Source organism: Pseudanabaena sp. SR411, from assembly GCF_002251945.1.
In the GTDB taxonomy this organism is placed as follows: Bacteria; Cyanobacteriota; Cyanobacteriia; order Pseudanabaenales; family Pseudanabaenaceae; genus Pseudanabaena.
The window spans coordinates 17,893-37,265 of record NZ_NDHW01000104.1; the positions used below are offsets into that span (position 1 = coordinate 17,893).

Sequence of the window (19,373 nt, forward strand, 5' to 3'; positions counted from 1 at the left end):
ATGCAAAACATTCATACGCTACCTATAGAAGTTGTGCATCTAATCGCTGCTGGTGAAGTGATTGATTCACTGGCAGCGGTGGTAAGAGAACTTGCTGAGAATGCGATCGATGCCCAAGCGACAAGAATCGTAATTTCGATATGGACAGATTCTCTCTCGGTACAGGTGAGTGACAATGGCTGTGGCATGGCGATCGCTGATTTGTCACAGGCGGCGACACCGCATACAACTAGCAAAATCAATAATGCTGAAGACTTACAACAGATTAACAGTTTAGGATTTCGCGGTGAAGCTCTCTATAGTCTTGCCCAACTTGCCGATCTGAATATTTGCAGTCGTCCTATTCTAGAACCAGTGGGCTATCAAGCTAATTATGATCAGCATGGTAATTTGCAAACTAGCCCCAAAGTGGTGGCGATCGCCGCAGGCACAGTCGTCACCGTTCATAATCTCTTTTCTCGCTATCCCAATCGCTTACAATCTCTGCCCAGCAATTCGCAGCAAGTTCGCAAAGTACAATTACAAATTCAGCAAATGGCGATCGCCAATCCACAAGTTAACTGGCAAGTTAATCTCGATGGGAAAGAATGGCTCACAATTTGGGCAGGAGAAACGGCTAGCGAAATTTTGCCGCAAATCATCAGTTCGATTCAGCCCTATGATTTGGTATTTAGAGAGTTTGCCCTCATCCCCCAACCCCTTCTCCCACTAGGGGAGAAGAGGAGCAAGAGTCTTGCTCCCCTCTCCCCCACTGGGAGAGGGGCTGGGGGTGAGGGAATCTCCATTACCCTCGGATTACCCGATCGCCTATCTCGTCGTCGTCCTGATTGGGTAAAAATCATTCTCAATGGGCGTGTAATTAATTTCCCTGAATTAGAGCAGACTATTCTCTCTAGTTTAGAGCGAACCTTACCACGCAATCGTTTTCCTGTATGCATTGTTAATTTAAACTTGCCATGCGATCGCATCGACTGGAATCGTCATCCCGCCAAAGCTGAGGCATATATTCAAAATTTAGGAGATATCCAAACTCAGTTAAAAGATTGCATTACGGAATCTCTCAAAGTTTCTGAAGCAAATTCTCAAATTAATTATATGAGCGCTACTAATGATCTACTAAAAACTGCTGAGCGCAAAACTTCTTATCTAATTCCTGCTAAGCATGAAAACTTCAATCAGCCAAATTCATCGTTAAAGGCGATCGCGCAGGTTCTCGATACTTACATTTTGGCGGAACATGCGGGCGGCTTATGGCTGGTGGAGCAGCATGTTGCCCATGAGCGAGTTCTCTTTGAGCAAATCGAAACTCAATGGCAAATTGTGACTATTGAGCAACCGATTTTATTAAACCAACTTTCTGATGATGCAATTGAACGTTTGCAAGCATTAGGTTTAGAAATAGAAGCTTTTGGAAATAACCTATGGGCTGTGCGATCGCTGCCTGAAATATTAATTGGACATGAGGATTGTGCAGTAATTTTGCAAGAAATGAGTCAGCAGGATGATCCGACGATGGCAAGAGCCACCGCAGCCTGCCGCAGTGCAATTCGCAATGGCACAAAGTTAGAGATGTCCACAATTCGCGATCTGCTCTGGCAATGGCAACAAACCCGCAATCCTCACACTTGTCCCCATGGTCGCCCGATCTGTTTAGCGATCGATGAATCGGATCTAGCCAGATTTTTCCGCCGCAATTGGATTATCTCAAAGTGAAGATTGGATAAGCTCCCTCTCTACATTTCTTTAGTCTTGAGGGTTTTGTGCAAAAGATGGCGCAGACTAACATTAAAGTAAATCTAATGCCAAGAAATCTTGAATTTTCAAAATCGGGATATTTCTAAACGGATTCAAGATCAGTAAATCCGAGTCTCCACTGACAATGTATGTCGCTTTACCGTTTATTGCTAACTCTAGATATTTATCATCCTTGGGATCTCGACAAATCTTGAACGTTTCTTCAATATCGACAAACTGTACTGTCTTAACAAGTCTTGCCAAGAGTGACTTTCGTTCTGTTGTAGTCAAATATTTGTCAAATTTGGGTCTAGATAAAACTTCCTCCAGTTCTGACAAAACCTCTACTGACATTAGCACTACACCATTTGTTTGAGCTTTATCTAAAGCTTGACGTGCTTTACCTTCTTTAGCTAAAAATGCACTAACAATAATATTGGCATCAATAACAAACAAATTTTTAGTGTTCATTGAGAATAGATTCCAAAATTTCTGGAGTTAATCCTCTTTCTTTAGCTCTGTCACTAGTTTTATCCATGAGTTCTCGAAGCGAATTAACATCTTTATCTATTGGTTGCTCAAGTAAAGGACTAACATTTGTTTGAATTTGCTGGTGATCTTGCGAAGATATGGATTGATAAGTTTTGGCAACGTTATGTCTAACTTTATCAAAGAGTGACATCCATATTGAAATACCAGAATTAGACCTTACCGTATCTCTCGTAATATTTTCAACATTCTGTATTAGGCTACGTACTCGTGGGCTAATAGTATCTTCATCTTCTCCCATGCACCAGAAAATCGCTTCATGTTTATGCATTTCATGCAGATGTTTCTGAAATTCATCTTCTGACATTGCGACCCTACCCTGTCGGGGCCAATAATGTTTGCCGAGCATATGAGCAGATATAAAGATTTCGTTTAAAACTTTATCTAGCTCTTTGAAAGATTCTCCAGATTGAGATCCAAAGTTAGCCATAAAGCGATATTTCAGCGCACGCAGTTCAGCAAATAATTTTTCGCGTTTCTGATACCTCTCAAAGACTACATAAGTTCTATCTAATAACTGTGATTCTTTTTCTGTCTCATAATCAGACCGCTTACGAGATTGTCCCTCATTGATATAGGGAAACTGATTTCTAATTTCTCGTATTGCATCTTCCACCTCATAGAACTTAGCCAAAACAGTCTCTGCAAGCTCTATTTTCCTTTTACCAATGAATTCTCTTTGCCAAGCAGAGTAACCTAAGACAAGTGAGAATACAACAATTACGTTATCAAAACTCATATTTTTTGCTTCTAAGTTTATGAAAATCTATACTGCGTCATCACAAAACTATTGTACTAAATCCTAAATTAACTCAACATTAAAACTAAAGTTTTTATATAAACGGCTCACATTTGCACATTATGTTAAGAGACGTGTAAAAGAGTAAACAACAACGATGAAAGGTAAAGTTTTTATAGTTGGCGCAGGAATTGGAGGCGTGGAGTTTTTGACAGTTCGCGCTAGGGATTTGATTAGTGAGGCGGAGGTGGTTATTAGTGATGCGCTGGTCGATCGCACTTTATTAGATATTGCGCCAGAGAAATGCGATCTCATCATTGCTGGCAAACGTGGTGGACAGGAGAGCGTCAAACAAGCCGAAATCAATCAAATGCTGGTGGAGTATTGCTTACAAGGTAAGCGCGTGGTGCGCCTCAAGAGTGGTGATCCTTGGATATTTGGGCGATCGCTACCTGAGATATTTGCCCTACAAGCAGCAAATTGTGAATGGGAAGTTGTTGCAGGAATTTCCAGCGCGATCGCTGCGCCCATGTTGGCAGGAATTCCGCTTACAGAAGTGGAAGCGAGTTCTTGTTTTGCGGTGATGACGGGGCATGATTTGGAGCGTTTGCCTTGGGAAGCGATCGCCCAAATTCCGACGTTGGTAATTTTGATGGGGACAAATAATCTAGAGAGATTGTTAGAGAAATTCCAAGTGGGAAAATCTGCGGATACAAAAATTGCGATCGTGCGTTGGTGTGGGAGAGCCGATCAACAAGTATGGACAGGAACTCTGAAGGATATTCAATCAAAATTACCTAAAGGATCGCTATCACCATCGGTGATTATTATTGGTGAAGTCGTAAAGTTTCATGAGCAATTGTCGCGTCAATGTAGTCAATTGTTGGAAAATTTTGAGCAACAGGTAGAGTTCGAAAAGGACAAGTTAGCATTGCAAGGCAAAACAATTTTGGTAACAAGGGCGGCGGGTCAGGCTAGCCAATTTACAGATTTATTGACCAGTCAAGGAGCAAAAGTGATCGAGATGCCAACTTTGGCGATCATCCCGCCGACTAGTTGGGAAATGCTCGATCAGGCGATCGCCAATCTATCCAATTACGATTGGTTAATTTTGACCTCCGCAAATGCCGTTGAAAGCTTTTTTGGGCGGTTGCGCGAATCGGGTCAAGATAGCCGTGCTTTGCATTCTTTAAAAATTGCGGTAGTGGGGCGCAAAACTGCTGAAGTTTTGGCAAATTATGGGATTTCACCAGATTTAGTACCGACGGACTTTGTTGCCGATGCTCTGGTGGATGCCTTTCTTGCCATTCCTTATCATGTCTTAACTGACAAAAAAATGTTGTTTCCGCGTGTGCAGTCGGGCGGACGAGAGATTTTGGTAGAGCAGTTGCAGCAACATTGCGCGATTATTGATGCTATTCCAGCCTATGAGTCGGGATGTCCAGAAGCGATCGATCCTGTAGCTCTAGAAGCAATTCAAAATCAAAGCTTAGATGCGATCGCCTTTGCGAGTTCCAAGACTGTCAAGCATTTTTGTCAATTACTTGATCGTGTTGCATCTTCAGAAACTTGGCAGGGCTGGATTTCTAAAGTAAAAATTGCCTCAATTGGTCCTCAGACTTCTAAGACTTGCTACGAGTTATTAGGGCGCGTTGACTGTGAGGCTTTGGAATATACCTTAGATGGGCTTGCTGAGGCGATCGGCAAAAGTTTTTAAACCCACAAAATAGAGTTGCGGCGCGAAGCTCCGCAACTCTATTTTGTGGGTTGATTGTGTCCCCAAATTACAAAAACAAACAATTCCTGACATTTACTTGTTTTTTACATACAATAAGAATAAATAGGCTCTTTGGAAACTGTAATTGATACCTCTACATCACAAGGACAGATTACAGAAAACCCTCGAAATCAGATTTTTTACGAATCTAAAAGAGCCAATTGATGAGCTTAATGGCATTTTTTATTGAGGCTGAATTGTATGGAACTTGTTGCGTATCTCCACAGTGAAATGCTTTGCGAACGCCTACAGCAAGGCGAATCTCTTGATCAGAATTTAGATTGTCAACTACTGAACTCGATCGCCAAATCTTCACACCATGCTAAATCAGTCTTGTGTGTTGGGCTAGCGGCAAGTGCGATCGCCATCAATGCTATGCCCATAGCCGCTTTTGCTTATACACCTGAAATTGCTAGTATCCAGCAATTATTAGCAAGGCGTGGCTTTAACCCTGGGGCGATCGATGGCGTTAAGGGGCCTGCAACGACAGAAGCCATTATTGCTGCCCAAATATTTTATAAGCTAGAGGCTGATGGTGTAATCGGAGCGCAAACCTTGGCAGCTTTGCAAGCAGACACTTACGAAACAAATGCTCCTGAAGCTACACCCATCGCAACTACGCCTATTGCTAGTACCGACAACAAATCATCGGATGCAGTCAAAAACTTGCAACAATTGCTAAGCGATCGCGGTTTTTATGGCGGTGCGATCGATGGCATTAGTGGGCCAATGACACAAGAAGCAATTATTTTGGCTCAAAAAACCTATGGCTTAGTTGCTGATGGAGTGGCTGGTTCTCTAACCCTAGCGGCTCTAGAAGCAGATACAAATGTTACCAATGTTGTACCAATCAGCTATCAAGAAGTTGCAACCAACAAACCTGCTAGTACGATTGCTAATGATGATATTAAAAAAGGGCAAACCCTATTAAGTGAGCTAGGGCTTTATGATGGGGCGATAGATGGTATTCAAGGTTCAAAGACTACCGAAGCTATTAAAAAAGCACAGACCTTGTATGGATTGCCTGTTGATGGAGTTCTTGGAAGTGCAACTTTAGCTGCTCTACAATCTTAGAAAAAATCATACAAAAAAGGAGCCATGCTAAGCACGGCTCCTTTTTTTCTATGGATAATAAAAGCACTAAGTGCTTTTATTGTGATTTATCTATGAATGCTGTAATTGATCTCGATATTCCCAAAATGGCGATCGCTCTCGGCATGGTAGCGATCGCTATTAGTTTATCGGTCTGGCAAAAATTAGCGATCGCTAAGAATTTAATCATCGCCACCTTTCGCAGCATTATTCAATTAATCGTGGTGGGATTTTTGCTAGATGCTGTATTTGAAATCAAACAGCCCGTTGTAATCCTATTCATCATTTTCTTGATGAGCATCATGGCAGCCCGTGAAGCCAAAAATCGCGTGCGCGAAAAAGTCCCCTATGTCTTGCCGATTATGTGGATATCGGTAATCGTTGGCACGCTCGCCATTCTTGCTTACACCACATTTTTAGTAGTGCAGCCTGATACTTGGTACTCACCACAATATTTAATTCCTCTCGCAGGAATGATTTTGGGAAACTCAATGAATGGTGCAGCGATCGCCGCCGAGAGATTTACACAGGATTTAGTCAAGCGATCGCGGGATATCGAAACCCATTTATGTTTAGGCGCAACACCACAACAGGCGATCGCTAATTACCAATCCGACGCAATTAGAGCCGCGATGATTCCCACAATTAACGTGATGATGGTGGCGGGTGTGGTGTCATTACCTGGAATGATGACAGGACAAATTTTAGGCGGTGTATCACCATTGCTGGCAGTGAGGTATCAATTAGTAATTTTATTTGCAATTACCACAGCCAACTTAATTACGGCTCTAATATTAACTAATCTCGTTAGTCGTCAGTTTTTTACACCTGCTCAACAGTTAAAATTGCCTTAACTAAAAACTCTCTAGGTCAAGTTATGAATGGAAAAGCGATTGCCTCTAATCTTCTCGGTTGAAGATTTAGAGGGCGATCACAAAGTTTTTATTGCATTTATCAAGATCTAATCTCAAACTAAATGGAATATCTAAAAATAGCTTTATTCTCAATAACGCAAGGCTAAAACCATTGATTTATTGTTGCTATTCTCAATAATTTTGAATTAATAGAGATGCCCTAAATTTATTAATTTTTCTGGATACCTCAAATAGATCTACTTGCTATGTTGGCATCCAACCTTCAGGAATAATGCCAAAACCTTGAATCAATTGTCTGGGGCGCTCACGAATTGCCGTTCGACCATCAGGATAACTATCAGAACGATCTGTATTACCTTCCCCACACACAAATAAATCACCATTCATGCGAAGGAATACTCCAATATGACTATCGTAATTTTGATCTGGTGCATTAATGTTTACTTGATCCCAATCAAAGATCACAATTGCTCCTGCTGGGGGGACATAGCCATCTCTGTTATCTTCATACCATCCTTCGTTTTGAAAATACTGTTGACTTGCTTCTACTAAAGCAAAGGTGGCTTCCATTTCTGGATATTGCAATTGCATTGTTTTACCATTTGGTTTGTAGAGAAACTCATTAATCAGCCAATACACAGTAGCTCCGCACCAGTGCCAACTGCCTCTACCTAGTGTGGAAACAAAAGGCTGAATGAAATCAATATTTCGTGACCACGGAATATTCTGAGAAAGAATTGATTCGCAAAAATCAGCAAACTTAGCACCATTAAAAGAACCAGATGTCGGTGGTTGTATTATGGGTCTGATTTTGCGTATAGCCTCTTCAAGGGCTTTCTTTGTTTCTAAACCAACCTCACCATCAACTTCAACTTGCAATTTCCTCTGTGCCCATCTGACAGCATCATCAACATTGATATTGAATACATTGGTGACTTTAGTATCTTTTTTGAGATAACCAAGTTCCATCAAAGCACAGATTAGAATATAAACATCGTCTCCTTTGGAACCAAGCTTCAAAGGTCGAGAAAACTTTAATGGGATAGCAACATCCTGATAATCACGTACTGGATCTAGCTCTACAATTGGATCTGGGATCATTTTATTCCCATGATAACTACATCTCCATGCCTCACCTCCTTTTCCCGCGTCAGGAATACGCCAAACTGATGAACCAGAATACTCATCAAGATATCCCTGTAACTCAATGGCTGTTGTTGGATATTTACTACCACTCTCACTTCCCCAAATGGGTAGAATTGGCTTGTCTAGTCCCATCTCCTTGTGTTGTTGCAAACACTCCTTGACCTCTGCTTTATTTTCTGTTGGGGATGGATCGCCAGATCCAAAAGTAAATAGTTCATAGTAAATTTGAGGGAATTGAAGATCGCAAATCTCATTGAGCATTTTCCAAGGAACTTTAGAATGATAATTTGGTGCTCCAAAACTTGTATATCCCAAACATCCATTAGGAATAATTTCTTTTGCTCTTACCAAGATTTCACGAAGTTGTGAGTGTGTTGAGGAAAACTCTACCTCCTGTTCAACGTCAAACACAAAGCCTTGGATTCCGCAACCAATCGCTCGTCTTAATGCATCAATAATACCAGAAGTAGTAGTTGAGGAACGCCGATCAAAAATATACCCCCAACCCCATACTTCTATACCGCTAGCTTTAAAAGAATTAATGATATCTGGTGTACATTGCCATCCCCAAAAGATTCCAGAACTAGCATCATCAAGAACCTTCAGGTAAACCCGTTTACACTGAGCGTTAATTAGTGCATCCAAATAATCTCTTCTAATATCGGCTAAATTCCAAATCCATACGCCATTTGGGTGTTCCATGATTTTTCTCCTGTTTTTATGAGATCGCTTTTTCTCTGTGTTAAGAACTGCAATCATCTCATTGTAAATTTAATTAGCTTAATGGACTGTCATTTCTTATCTTTTTGGAACGTATTTCTGGAATTACAATGTGGAGTAAAATTCCACATTGTAATTCCAATTCAACTAGAATTTTAATAAAATTCTAGCAAACTTGATTAATCCTTGAATGAGTGTCTGAGTATCAGCAGCTTGGCAAATTTCCCGACGAATTTGCTTCATGAGAATTACATCTTTCTCGGTACAAATCATTCCAGACTTTAGCCATTTTACACGAGCTCCTAAATATCGATCCCAAGCTTCTTGTAATGGTTCCCACATTTCAACTTGAACTTCAGGAAAAGCTAATCTATATTCACTATCAGCCCAAAGTAATGCTCTAATAGCTTCTTCGTTAGTTAGTGCATCGTAGTCTATACTAAGTGTCATTTTTTTGTCTCTCTTTTTTATTTAGTTTGTTGACGTTCACACAAACCCATCTGATACTCCATTCCCAGTTTAGAATTAGGCAGTTATTGAACGGGAAATCAGTCTAGCCAAAATATTTCTGGGGTTACCGCACACCTATTTCTTGAGAGGTACAGGAGTAAGTCTTATGTCTGGGACTGGCTCTTGCAATAATGAGGAACATCCATTTATTGAAAACCCAGTTTCACTAGAATCCCCCGATTTGGAATTCAAGTTAAACTGACTTAAAATGAATGTGGTACTGCCCTTAAAATCCTCATCGTTGTTAATTGTTACCCATAATTGATTTGCTTGTTTCTTTAAACCGCTATAATCATTTCCATTCAGTGTAGACACAATATCTAATACGTTGGTTAGAAGGGAATTCATACTCTCAAGTGAAATGTCATCATAGCGATCTATTCTTTCTCTCAACTCTCTCCCAAGCATTGCTGCTTTGGTAGAATGCTCGAGGACAATTTGAGTTAATTCCTGTTGATTTTTCTCAATCCTTTGCCATTGCAAGAATTGTTCAAGGATTTTACCTTCAAAATCTTTTTTTTCAACAGGATCCTTTGTTTTAAAATACAACCTCCTAAGCCGTTTAATTTCTGTAATCACCTTCGATTTATCTTTAAGAAGATTAGCGGGATTCTGATCGACACAAGCGGCAATATAAGCCATTTGTACAGTTAACTTTTCTAAGGGAATCTTAGATTTCTGCACCGCATCTTTTGCCAAGAGATGTCCTCTTTCTAGATCGTCATAAATAGAAGCCAGAGTTCCATATTGCGATCTTAGAGATGCCATATAAGCTCTCATGTTGTTTATAGCTATTTTGCTTGGTTGAGGAGGATTCAAAAGACGTTCAAAATTGTCGGTCAGCTTTTGGTCAGAAAGCTCTTTGCGCAAAACTATTCTAAGAAATGAGGCTTTGGCTTCTTCCTCTGTCTGGATAGGTTCTTGCACCTCTTTAAGAATCATGGTTTCTATTGCATCGATAGCAGCAATTGATTCTTCACTAAACAACTTTGCAGTGTTTTTGAGAGATTTTGCCTCATCTTTTGAACAGCCACTAATGATTAGGCTACTCGACAAAAAGACAGTTACTAGTAGACGACAAGAATATTTTGATAGTTTCACGCTCCACCTCCAAGATGCTTAAAAAAGCAATCTATATCCTTATTGTTAAAAGCTAATTAAACCTGAATCAACTCCTTAATATCGACAAGAATCCTTAACGATTCTAAATATCAAGATCATTCTCAAATTTCATCAGACTCCTAGAGTCAATAGTGACAATCAGAATTAAGTTGCGTTTCCTAATAATGATTACAACTCCTTGAGAAGAAACAATGTAAGGTCCCGATCGCTAACTTGTTACAAGATTAACTTGAATGAACTCTGCAATGACATGATGGTTTATGTAAATAAAATTGCGTTAACCCGCAAATAAAATAACTATTATCCGCATTGAGAAACCAAAGGTATTTAGATAGAATGTGACGGATGTTAGAACTTTTAAGTATTAAGATTTGTGTTCATTCTGATCGCATAATCTTTGATTGTTTTTATCCGATGCAAGAGATATGAGCCACCGCAAAGCATGGCAACACAGTGCCAGAACCCTGTGGCTTTTTCACCTCATTCTGCTGAGCAGCTTGGGGATTCTGGGCGCAGTCATGTTTTGGATGCAACTAAATGTTCCACTTGTCATTCCTTTGTTGACGTTAGTTGCTATAGGACTATTAGTTCTCTTTTCCTTAAGGCTAGGCTGGCAACAAAACTTGATTGATGAGCAAAGATGCGAAATCGATCGGCTGCATACTATCGAACAAACTGCGGTAATCTCCCAAACTCACAAACTGCTCCATCGCATTGCCGCTAATATCCATGATGGACCACTCCAAGAACTCAAACTGGTGATGGATAGCCTCGAACTTTTGCAGATGAATTCTTCTGATGTAGATCTAAACCCCATTCTCGATCGCTTAGAAGATCTAGGTAATCACCTCCGTCAACAACTCTATCAAACCCGTGCGATCGCCTTAGAAATCACACCCGATCTCCGCGAAGGGCTAGATATCGGCATCGCCAAAAAACTGCAACAGCTAGTCGATTCAGGCGAACTAACTCTTCATATTATTCAGTGTCTGCAACCGCTAACCGAACCTCATTTAAATAGCATGTGGCTCGAAGCCCGTGAAGATATTTATCGCTTTTTTACCGAGGCGATCGCCAATGTTATCCACCATGCTCAACCACCTCAAGGAACCGCTACGCAGGTTAAGGTGAGATTAGTACAGCAAGCTCAGCTATGTACGCTGAGCATCGAAAACGACGGTGAGATATTAGATAAATCCATACTTGAAATTACGACTCAACAACGCCAACGGGGTGGCTATGGCATGAAGTTGATGCAAGCGATCGCCTCTGACCTCCATAAAGGTGCATTTGAAAGAATTGCTTTAGCTGAAGGAGGAATTCGCGTCCAACTAACTTGGCATTTGTTGCATAATAGTGAATAATTCGGGTATACCTAATAGTCTAACTAATGCAACTCAGTACAGCCGACTCTAAGCCGCTCATATTTCTGATCTTAGAAGATCATCCTGAAGTAGCTCAGAATAACTGTCTTTTCTTGCAAAAGCTAGAACCATCAGCTCTCTGCATCATCTGTAATAGCCACGCAGATGCACTAGAAAGGCTTAAACTAGAAATACCCGCTTTAGTTACCGTCGATCTTCTGTTTGGGACATTAACAGGAGAACAATATGCTGTATCTAGTCTGAGATTTTTGCAGCAAGTCTTTCAAGACTATCCATTCCTGAATATTCTGATCTATACAAGTGAATATGACTACCTCAAACCTCTAACTAATCTCATGGGTCGTCACCAAGGCGGATTTGTAGTTGTTAGCAAAATAGAGCGGCGCAAAGCTTTTTTAGAGGGAGCTAGACATGCATTAGAAGGCAAACTAGAAATTCCTAAGGAACTCCGCAAAGGTATTGAATTAAGCGATCGCGAACTTCAAGTTTTATCTTTGCTCTGTAAAGACTCACTCACCGATAAAGCGATCGCACAGGAAATGCATCTATCTCTCAAAACTATACAGAACTGTATATTACGGCTAAAAATGAAACTGGATATCGATTATTTTGACGATAATATTACCAGTACCAGAGTCGCTCTCTGTATGCAAGCGATGAGGAGGAAATTGATACTGCCATAAATGTAGATACAACATTTTTCAGCATTTATAACATTGAAATGTAAAAAACTCGCTATGCGAGTTTTTTACATGATTACTCAATTAAGCACTAATAGTTTTACTGTCATCTATTTGATTTAACTGCTTAAATTTGCGGCGGACAAAACGTAAAAAAAGCAACCATTTTTCGGCTGGATATTCGTAGAACGAGAAAATGTCACCAAAAGCAACAAAAGCATTTTGATGGTGCAACCAATGTCTTTCGGGCGTGGTAATACATAACAAATCACACCAAGATTTCCAAGGTTCTGGAGTTTTCCATTCAAGGATTGAGACATGTCTCCACACCACATGAAACTCGCCTAACAACAGACCAATAATCGTACCGATCGCTGATAAATGCCACAGCCAAGGTGTAAATATAAAGTAAGGAACTGCTCCTAACATGCCATCTAGCAACACAAGAGGATTTCTGGTTAAAACTGCATAGTGAAGAAAGCTGCGATTTTTACCATGATGCACGATGGAGTGAAACTTACCAAAAACATGTTCGGGAACATGGTAAAAAAATGTTGAAAAGAAATCACCTAGCAGAAGTAACAGCAATGTAGCTGCGATCGCTTTCATCAATTCTAAAGTAACTTCTAAAATAACTTCCAAAGTAAACCCTCACAACTTGATTCAAGCCTAAGAGATGAAGTTAAAGTTACGTTTATACCAAGGTTAAGAATCGATTTGAGTTAAGTAAATATACTTGGATCGACCATAAATCGTTAAATTAATCTTTAAATCGACTTAACAAAACTTAAGGTTGAGCTAGATCAATGTAAGTTTTGCTTAGGACATATAATGAATGGCGGCGCTTCGCGCTGCCATTCATCTTTTGGGTTGCTATAGAGCATCTAAGCGATCGCTTAAAAAGCGATACCAAGCTGCTGCAATATCAATATCAGTAAATCTAATGCTAGGCATTTCACCCGTTTTCAGCACTAATTCCAGAGAAATTTTCTTAGCATTCAACGGAAACTCAGCATCTTTTGCATCAAAGAACGTACTATCAATCCGAAATCTAATACGGGCAATGTCTTGAAAAGTAACTGTTTGAATATCTAGGGGATCTTTGCGTGTTGGTCGTCCCCATGTGAGGCGATCACCTTTCTGTCCCAATACAGCGTAGATGTCATATTTATGACGCTCAAATTGCTCAGCCCACCGTTTATAGGACTCAATTTTTTGGTACTCATTCCATCCTGACCACGCCAGCCAAAAGAACACTACCAGCAACGGCAACCACAATAATCCACGTTCCATAGATTAAAAATTTAGTTTGTTTACTAATAAATCTTGCCGTGCAAAGCACAGCAAGATTTATTTTTATCATTAGCGTGGAACGCTGTCATTTAAATTTTGAGCTGCGGAGCATAGCAAAATTTACTTTGATTATCAACGAGTATGGAGGGACTCGAACCCCCGACCCTCAGAACCGGAATCTGATGCTCTATCCAACTGAGCTACATACCCATACTTGATGAATCATATCATATTGCATAGTAGAGTCAGCTAGAAGCATTGCCTCAGCAATTCATGAAGTAAGTAAGCCCGAAGGGCTTACTTACTTCATGAATTGAAAGAAAATCTACGTACAGCTAGCAGACTACCTAATACACCAATCACCGAGCCAAAGACTACTAATATTGCAGGTAAAATCAGTTGCGATCGCAAATCCGTAGTTAAACCCAAAGTTAGAGATTTAATTAATTCTGGTTGATTAATGATCGCATCACCTAAAAGATTCAGACTTAGCATCAACATTAAATAAGCCGTCCCAGCGCCTGTAACTCCAAAAAATACGCCTTGCAGTACGAATGGAAAATAAATCCATGCAGCCGTTGCCCCCACCAATTGCATCACCTCAATTTCTCTTCGTCGTGCCAACACAATTAGTCGAATCGTCGTCGTAATAACCGCGATCGCAATCACCGTAAAAATTGCCACGATCGCCACACTGCTATTACTCAAAGCGCGACGTAGTTGACCGATGCGCTCCACCACTTCATTGGTATACCAAACCTCATTGATCCCTTTTAAGCCAGAGATCCGCTTGGCAATATCAGGCACGCGATCGCTAGACACAGCCCGCACCTTAAACTCATCCACTAAAGGATTGCCACCAAGTTGTTGTGTTGCCTGATTAAGATCATTTTTACCCAGATCCTTCATCAAATTTTCCCATGCATCTTCTTTAGGAATTAGCTTTGCAGCAGCAACACCATCCACTAGCAGCAATCGTGGTTGCATCGACTCACCAACCACATTTTCATCCAAATAGACCGAGATTTCTAACTGACTGCCTAACTGCCCTAATACATTTTCCAGTTGCCAAGAGATTTGTAAGCTTGCGCCAAACAAAAACAACAACACAGCCACTGTACTAATAGCAGCCCAATTCATCCAGCCGCCACGCCGCAATCCTAAAAAAGTCTCGCGTAGCAGATAGTCGATTTTAGTAAAGAAGCGAAGGACGTTTTGTACCATAACTGAAGAGGTAAAAGGTAAAAAGGCAAAAGTAAAAAGGCAATAATCAATTACTAGCTAAAAGACAAAATCCAAAAGCTAAACTATATAACCATTTTGCAAATGTAAAACAGGATGATTAGCGGCTCTGACCAACTGCTCATCGTGAGTAGTCAAAAGCACAGTCACCCCAAAAGAGTTTAGCTTTTTCAAGATTTTAATTACTTGCCAAGCATTATCAGGATCAAGGTTGCCCGTTGGTTCATCCGCTAGAACTAACGGCGGTGTATTCACGATCGCCCTTGCAATGCTTGTCCGTTGCTGTTCCCCACCAGACAACTCTTCAGGAAAACAATCAGCCTTATGTATCAGCCCCACCATTTTGAGCGCAGGTTGCACACGTCGTTGGATTTCCTTGTAGGTATATCCCTGAGCCATCAGGACAAAAGCAACATTTTCAGAGACAGTGCGACGCGGTACAAGTTTGTAATCTTGAAAAACTATGCCAATCTTGCGACGTAACATAGCAAGATTATTACCTTTTAAATTATTTAGGTTAAACCCATTCACAATTACATCGCCATCTGTAGCCTGTTCAGCACCATACAACAATTTCAGTAAGGTTGATTTTCCCGATCCCGAATGTCCTGTAATAAATTTAAAGTCACCTTTATAAAGTTCAAGACTAACGTCGCGTAAGCCAACAGCACCATTTGTGTAAGTCTTGCGAACATTTTCTAATTTAACAATTACTGACTTCTGCCCATTTGGCACATTATCATCAGATGTCTTATTGGGGCTGGGATTAATTAGGGTTGAGTTTGGTTTAGTTGGCAGTTTTAGCATGGGGCGATCGCTTAAATATTCTAAAAAATCTATGCATAGTTAAACCATGCCCGATCTTTGTACTTGAGATTATACAGACCAAGTCAAGGGATCAACATCAGCTATTGTTGGCAAACCCAAATTAAAGAACACACATCAAAATAAAACCCAGATTTTTTGTAGTGCGGCTTCGCCGCACTACAAAAAATCTGGGTTTTATTAAAGATTTGATGAAAGCCCACCGATGGCGGACTTTCATCAAATCTAATTTTTATAATAAAAATTGCCATCAAATTAGGGGAGATATTCTCTAATTTTTGGGTAGCTGTATGCTAAATTATTGCGGGTTTAAGAGCTAAATCTGACAAAAAACTAGTAAGCTTTTATTTACTTGCTAAGCTTCTAGTTAATACAAGCCCAAATAGATCGCTAATTACAATGTCTAATTAAACTAAAATATGCTTGCTATCATTGTCGTTTAGAATTTCACCTATTCTGTCAGTGACAGTGATGTAATCTTCCAAAAACTAGCTAATCAAGCTAAATCTCTATTCACCAAAATAACTGAGGGGTTATCAGCAGTGGCAGCTCACAAAATACTAGTAATTGATGATAGTCGCGTAATCCGTAATATGGTGCGTGATATGCTCCCGCCAGCAAACTTTGAGGTGCTAGAGGCCGCCGACGGCATCAAAGGGCTGGAGATGATCCAGCAAGAAAAGCCTTGGATGATCATGCTAGATTTTTTACTGCCTCGGATGAGTGGATTTGAGGTTTATGAAACTTTGCAGCAAAGTGCCGAGCTTAGCCGTATTCCACTAGTTTTGATGTCTGGACGCAAGGAAGAGGTAACCAGTAAGATTGCAGAGCCATTTGAAGATAAATATCTAGTATTTATTGAAAAACCTTTTGAGCAGAAAGAGTTGATCACAGCGATCAAACGAGCAATGGTCTTAGTACAAAAGCGTCCTCCTATCTCTGTAATAGAAAGTCGCAACGCATCTACTGATGTAGTTTCTCAAGAACGCACTGACGATACTCTGATTAAACGTATTGAAGAACTAGAAACTAAACAAAAGCTGTTAGAACAACAGATAGCATCTCAGCAGAAGCAATTCCAGCAACTCGTTGACTTTATCAAGAAAAAACTCAAGTAAAAAATGCCTTGTTAACAATTGACAACAACAGAGGGATACTTTGACATCCCCTGATGTTGTTAGTTTTTTGATCACGTAGAGTGCAGATTTTATTGATTAACCGAACCATCAGGCATGATAGTTCCACTCAATTTTGTATGATCTAATTTAGCTAAGCTAAGATCAGCTTTCAGAAGGTTTGCACCTCTTAAGTTAGCGTAGCTTAAATCAGCTCTGGTCAAAATTGCACCCCGAAAATCTACTTTTTCGAGATTAGCACGACTAAGATCTGCCCATCCAAGATCTGCCCCGCGCAAATCCGAACCACTAAAGTTAATGTGAGTCAAGATTGATTCACTGAGGTCAATACCATGCAACGATACGCCTTGCATATCTGTGTCCTGTAAATGTGATTGCTCAAAGTTGCGATCGCCTTTAGCATAACGATCAAGTAATTCAGCCTTGGTTAGTGCAGCATGAGAAGGAAAAGTCATAGTTAAAGACTCAAAAGGTATTCTATTTCTCATATTAAGAGTAGATGCAGCGCCAAGTATCGACTCTATTAGATAAAGTTACACATTTATTTTTGTCATGACAGATTGGTTACAACGTACAGAATTACTAATTGGTGCAGACGGATTAAATAAACTCAAACGTGCCAATGTATTAGTCGTTGGCATGGGCGGTGTTGGTAGTTTTGCCGCAGAATTTTTGTGCCGTGCTGGAATTGGACAGATGACTATTGTCGATGGTGATCGCGTTGATCCTTCCAATAAAAACCGTCAGATCGTAGCGCTCAATAGCACTATCGATATTCATAAAGCTGATGTGATGGCAGCAAGAATGCATGACATCAATCCAGACATGCGATTAACGGTTATTAAAGAATTTCTGACTCCAGACTTAATGATGGAGCTAGTAACAACTAAATTTGACTGGGTGCTAGATTGCATTGATAGTCTGCAACCCAAACTTTATTTTCTCGGTGCCGCCGCCACTAATGGCGTAAAAGTTGCCAGCAGCATGGGTGCTGGTGGTCGAGTCGATCCCCAAAAGGTAAGAATTGCACCAATTTTTGAAACTGATTGCTGTAGATTTGCTTACAAGATTCGCAAAGGTTTACGACGCAAGGGTTTTGCTAATGCCAACATTATCGCTGTTTATTCTGAAGAGTTAGTAAATCGGGAGTCATTACAATTAACCGATGGCAGCAATTTTAAGAGATCGTATTACGGCACAATTTCTTATTTACCTGCTCTATTTGGCTTAAATCTAGCCAGTATCGTAATTCGCGATCTGATCAATTAAGAAAAACTTAACTGTGTGAAGCTTTTTGATTTTAAGCGAATGGCGGGAATCGAACCCGCAACATCTGCTTGGAAGGCAGAGGTTTTACCACTAAACTACATTCGCGAGAACATATTTAATATATGCAGTTATTAACTATAGCAGCGATCGCACTATTGTCAAAGCTTTTTCCTACAAATTTAGCAAGAAACCTGCTATTCCCTACCCAATTTATAGTTTAAAATTCGCAATAACCTTGATCCATTTCAATCCGATCTAGCACTTTTAAGCCACGCGGTTCACCCAGCTTCCGCAATGCATTCCTAGCATCAGTCTGTACACTGAGGTCATCATCATCCAGTGCATAAATCAGTGCATCAACGGCATCATGATAAATTTCGTTTTGAGTATCAAAATCGCGACGCATTTGCACAATTAGCTTGCCCAGTGACCACGCACAATTACCACGCACAGCAGACATGGGATCTTTAGTTAATGCTTCCGTTAAAGGCTCAATCGCTTGTAGATCACCTAATTGTCCAAGCGCACTAGCTGCCCATAGACGTACTGCCGTAATATCATACTTCAGAGCAGAAATAAGCGACATCAACCCTAGCGTAGCGCGACAAGTTCCCAAAGCCCAAACAATGCCTTTACGAACGTATCCATTCCAATCTTGTTTGAGTTGATCAATTAAAGGCTTAATTGCTTCATCGCTCTTATTCCGTCCGAGAGCATAAGCAGCACTGACTCTTACTAGAGGACATTCATCTTGTAGCAATTCGATAAGACGTGGTATAGCCCTTTGATCTTCTAATTCACAAAAAGCTCTTGCAGCTTGCATCCTCTCTAGAACAGTCACTGAGTTGAGCAGTACTAACATCTCATCAGGATCTGGAAGAGGTATTTCTTCTTCAGGTGGCAAATCCAATGGACTTAATGGATTTGATTCAATATCTAAAATAGTTAGGTCGTCATTAAGTGTCATGGCGATCGTCATAGCAAAAAATAGAGCAAAGTTGAATGCTCCAAGGTGTAGTTGTTATCTTACAGTGCTTTGTACTGTAGTAAACCCTGTATAAAAGTTTGAGCTTAGAAAGCAATAAAGCGAGACTAAACAAAGAAAGAGACAGGTAATAAATTTACCTGTCTCTTTCTTTAAAATTAAGCTTGGCATCGAGCTATTTTCCCGTAGGGCTACCCCTAAAGTATCTTCACCGTGACAGCGTTTCACAACTGAGTTCGGGATGGGTCAGAGTGGTTCCACCGCACCATAGACACCAAGCAAACTTATCGGGTC

19 protein-coding genes, 2 tRNA genes and 1 rRNA gene are annotated in these 19,373 nt (G+C 40.4%); 8 read left to right on the forward strand and 14 right to left on the reverse strand.

Going from position 1 to position 19,373, the window contains the following annotated elements; translation table 11 throughout:
- Positions 1–1,713, forward strand: coding sequence for a DNA mismatch repair endonuclease MutL (mutL, locus tag B9G53_RS10435; protein ID WP_094531891.1), 1,713 nt, complete (start codon positions 1–3; stop codon positions 1,711–1,713).
- 72 nt (positions 1,714–1,785) lie between these two features.
- On the opposite strand, the gene B9G53_RS10440 is transcribed toward mutL, so the two are convergent.
- Together B9G53_RS10440 and B9G53_RS28000 are read right to left on the reverse strand one after the other, a co-directional pair.
- On the reverse strand, positions 1,786–2,205 hold the full coding sequence (locus B9G53_RS10440; RefSeq protein WP_094531893.1) for a putative toxin-antitoxin system toxin component, PIN family: 420 nt from the start codon (positions 2,203–2,205) through the stop codon (positions 1,786–1,788).
- Positions 2,195–3,022: a hypothetical protein gene (locus B9G53_RS28000; RefSeq protein WP_217901551.1), complete on the reverse strand. Its 828-nt coding sequence runs from the start codon at positions 3,020–3,022 to the stop codon at positions 2,195–2,197. Before B9G53_RS28000 ends, B9G53_RS10440 begins: the two co-directional genes overlap by 11 nt.
- 157 nt (positions 3,023–3,179) lie before the next feature.
- Between B9G53_RS28000 and cobA the strand changes: the two genes are divergently transcribed.
- The 3 genes from cobA (at position 3,180) to fetB (ending at position 6,745) form a co-directional block, all read left to right on the forward strand.
- Complete coding sequence (cobA, locus tag B9G53_RS10450) at positions 3,180–4,739, forward strand: uroporphyrinogen-III C-methyltransferase (protein WP_094531895.1); 1,560 nt, start codon at positions 3,180–3,182, stop codon at positions 4,737–4,739.
- A gap of 261 nt (positions 4,740–5,000) precedes the next feature.
- The gene (locus B9G53_RS10455) at positions 5,001–5,873 is read left to right on the forward strand and encodes a peptidoglycan-binding protein (RefSeq protein WP_094531897.1); all 873 of its coding nucleotides are present in this window, start codon (positions 5,001–5,003) and stop codon (positions 5,871–5,873) included.
- A 92-nt stretch (positions 5,874–5,965) separates the two neighbouring features.
- Entirely contained in the window at positions 5,966–6,745 is a 780-nt protein-coding gene (fetB, locus tag B9G53_RS10460) for an iron export ABC transporter permease subunit FetB (RefSeq protein WP_094531899.1), read from the forward strand.
- Positions 6,746–7,009: 264 nt separating this feature from the next.
- On the opposite strand, the gene B9G53_RS10465 is transcribed toward fetB, so the two are convergent.
- The 3 genes from B9G53_RS10465 to B9G53_RS10475 form a co-directional block, all read right to left on the reverse strand.
- Positions 7,010–8,614, reverse strand: a complete 1,605-nt coding sequence (locus B9G53_RS10465; protein WP_176453174.1) for a peptidoglycan-binding protein — start codon at positions 8,612–8,614, stop codon at positions 7,010–7,012.
- A 165-nt stretch (positions 8,615–8,779) separates the two neighbouring features.
- Positions 8,780–9,082: a hypothetical protein gene (locus tag B9G53_RS10470; protein WP_094531903.1), complete on the reverse strand. Its 303-nt coding sequence runs from the start codon at positions 9,080–9,082 to the stop codon at positions 8,780–8,782.
- A 135-nt stretch (positions 9,083–9,217) separates the two neighbouring features.
- Positions 9,218–10,243: a hypothetical protein gene (locus tag B9G53_RS10475; protein WP_141211759.1), complete on the reverse strand. Its 1,026-nt coding sequence runs from the start codon at positions 10,241–10,243 to the stop codon at positions 9,218–9,220.
- Positions 10,244–10,689: 446 nt separating this feature from the next.
- On the opposite strand from B9G53_RS10475, the gene B9G53_RS10485 reads away from it, so the two are divergent.
- Positions 10,690–11,628, forward strand: coding sequence for a sensor histidine kinase (locus tag B9G53_RS10485; RefSeq protein ID WP_141211760.1), 939 nt, complete (start codon positions 10,690–10,692; stop codon positions 11,626–11,628).
- A 26-nt stretch (positions 11,629–11,654) separates the two neighbouring features.
- The gene (locus tag B9G53_RS10490) at positions 11,655–12,332 is read left to right on the forward strand and encodes a response regulator transcription factor (RefSeq protein WP_094531911.1); all 678 of its coding nucleotides are present in this window, start codon (positions 11,655–11,657) and stop codon (positions 12,330–12,332) included.
- 81 nt (positions 12,333–12,413) lie between these two features.
- On the opposite strand, the gene B9G53_RS10495 is transcribed toward B9G53_RS10490, so the two are convergent.
- From B9G53_RS10495 to ftsE, 5 genes are all read right to left on the reverse strand, one after another.
- Positions 12,414–12,938: a sterol desaturase gene (locus B9G53_RS10495; protein WP_094531929.1), complete on the reverse strand. Its 525-nt coding sequence runs from the start codon at positions 12,936–12,938 to the stop codon at positions 12,414–12,416.
- A gap of 264 nt (positions 12,939–13,202) precedes the next feature.
- Positions 13,203–13,622, reverse strand: a complete 420-nt coding sequence (locus B9G53_RS10500) for a hypothetical protein (RefSeq protein ID WP_094531913.1) — start codon at positions 13,620–13,622, stop codon at positions 13,203–13,205.
- Between the two features lie 136 nt (positions 13,623–13,758).
- A tRNA-Arg gene (locus tag B9G53_RS10505) sits at positions 13,759–13,832 on the reverse strand.
- Positions 13,833–13,928: 96 nt separating this feature from the next.
- Positions 13,929–14,846 (reverse strand): ABC transporter permease, encoded by a 918-nt coding sequence (locus tag B9G53_RS10510; protein ID WP_094531915.1) that lies wholly within the window; start codon positions 14,844–14,846, stop codon positions 13,929–13,931.
- A gap of 78 nt (positions 14,847–14,924) precedes the next feature.
- Positions 14,925–15,671 (reverse strand): cell division ATP-binding protein FtsE, encoded by a 747-nt coding sequence (ftsE, locus tag B9G53_RS10515; RefSeq protein ID WP_094531917.1) that lies wholly within the window; start codon positions 15,669–15,671, stop codon positions 14,925–14,927.
- A gap of 560 nt (positions 15,672–16,231) precedes the next feature.
- On the opposite strand from ftsE, the gene B9G53_RS10520 reads away from it, so the two are divergent.
- Positions 16,232–16,807: a PleD family two-component system response regulator gene (locus tag B9G53_RS10520; RefSeq protein WP_094531919.1), complete on the forward strand. Its 576-nt coding sequence runs from the start codon at positions 16,232–16,234 to the stop codon at positions 16,805–16,807.
- An 89-nt stretch (positions 16,808–16,896) separates the two neighbouring features.
- Here the strand turns inward: B9G53_RS10520 and B9G53_RS10525 are convergent, their stop codons facing one another.
- Positions 16,897–17,280: a pentapeptide repeat-containing protein gene (locus B9G53_RS10525; protein WP_094531921.1), complete on the reverse strand. Its 384-nt coding sequence runs from the start codon at positions 17,278–17,280 to the stop codon at positions 16,897–16,899.
- 97 nt (positions 17,281–17,377) lie between these two features.
- Here B9G53_RS10525 and B9G53_RS10530 point away from each other — a divergent pair, with 97 nt between their 5' ends.
- On the forward strand, positions 17,378–18,094 hold the full coding sequence (locus tag B9G53_RS10530) for a ThiF family adenylyltransferase (protein WP_094531923.1): 717 nt from the start codon (positions 17,378–17,380) through the stop codon (positions 18,092–18,094).
- Between the two features lie 34 nt (positions 18,095–18,128).
- Here B9G53_RS10530 and B9G53_RS10535 read toward each other — a convergent pair.
- From B9G53_RS10535 to rrf, 3 genes are all read right to left on the reverse strand, one after another.
- Positions 18,129–18,199: transfer RNA gene (locus B9G53_RS10535), tRNA-Gly, on the reverse strand.
- Positions 18,200–18,311: 112 nt separating this feature from the next.
- On the reverse strand, positions 18,312–19,073 hold the full coding sequence (locus B9G53_RS10540) for a HEAT repeat domain-containing protein (protein ID WP_254923624.1): 762 nt from the start codon (positions 19,071–19,073) through the stop codon (positions 18,312–18,314).
- A 168-nt stretch (positions 19,074–19,241) separates the two neighbouring features.
- Positions 19,242–19,358: ribosomal RNA gene (gene rrf / locus B9G53_RS10545) — 5S ribosomal RNA — on the reverse strand.
- Positions 19,359–19,373 lie beyond the last annotated feature (15 nt).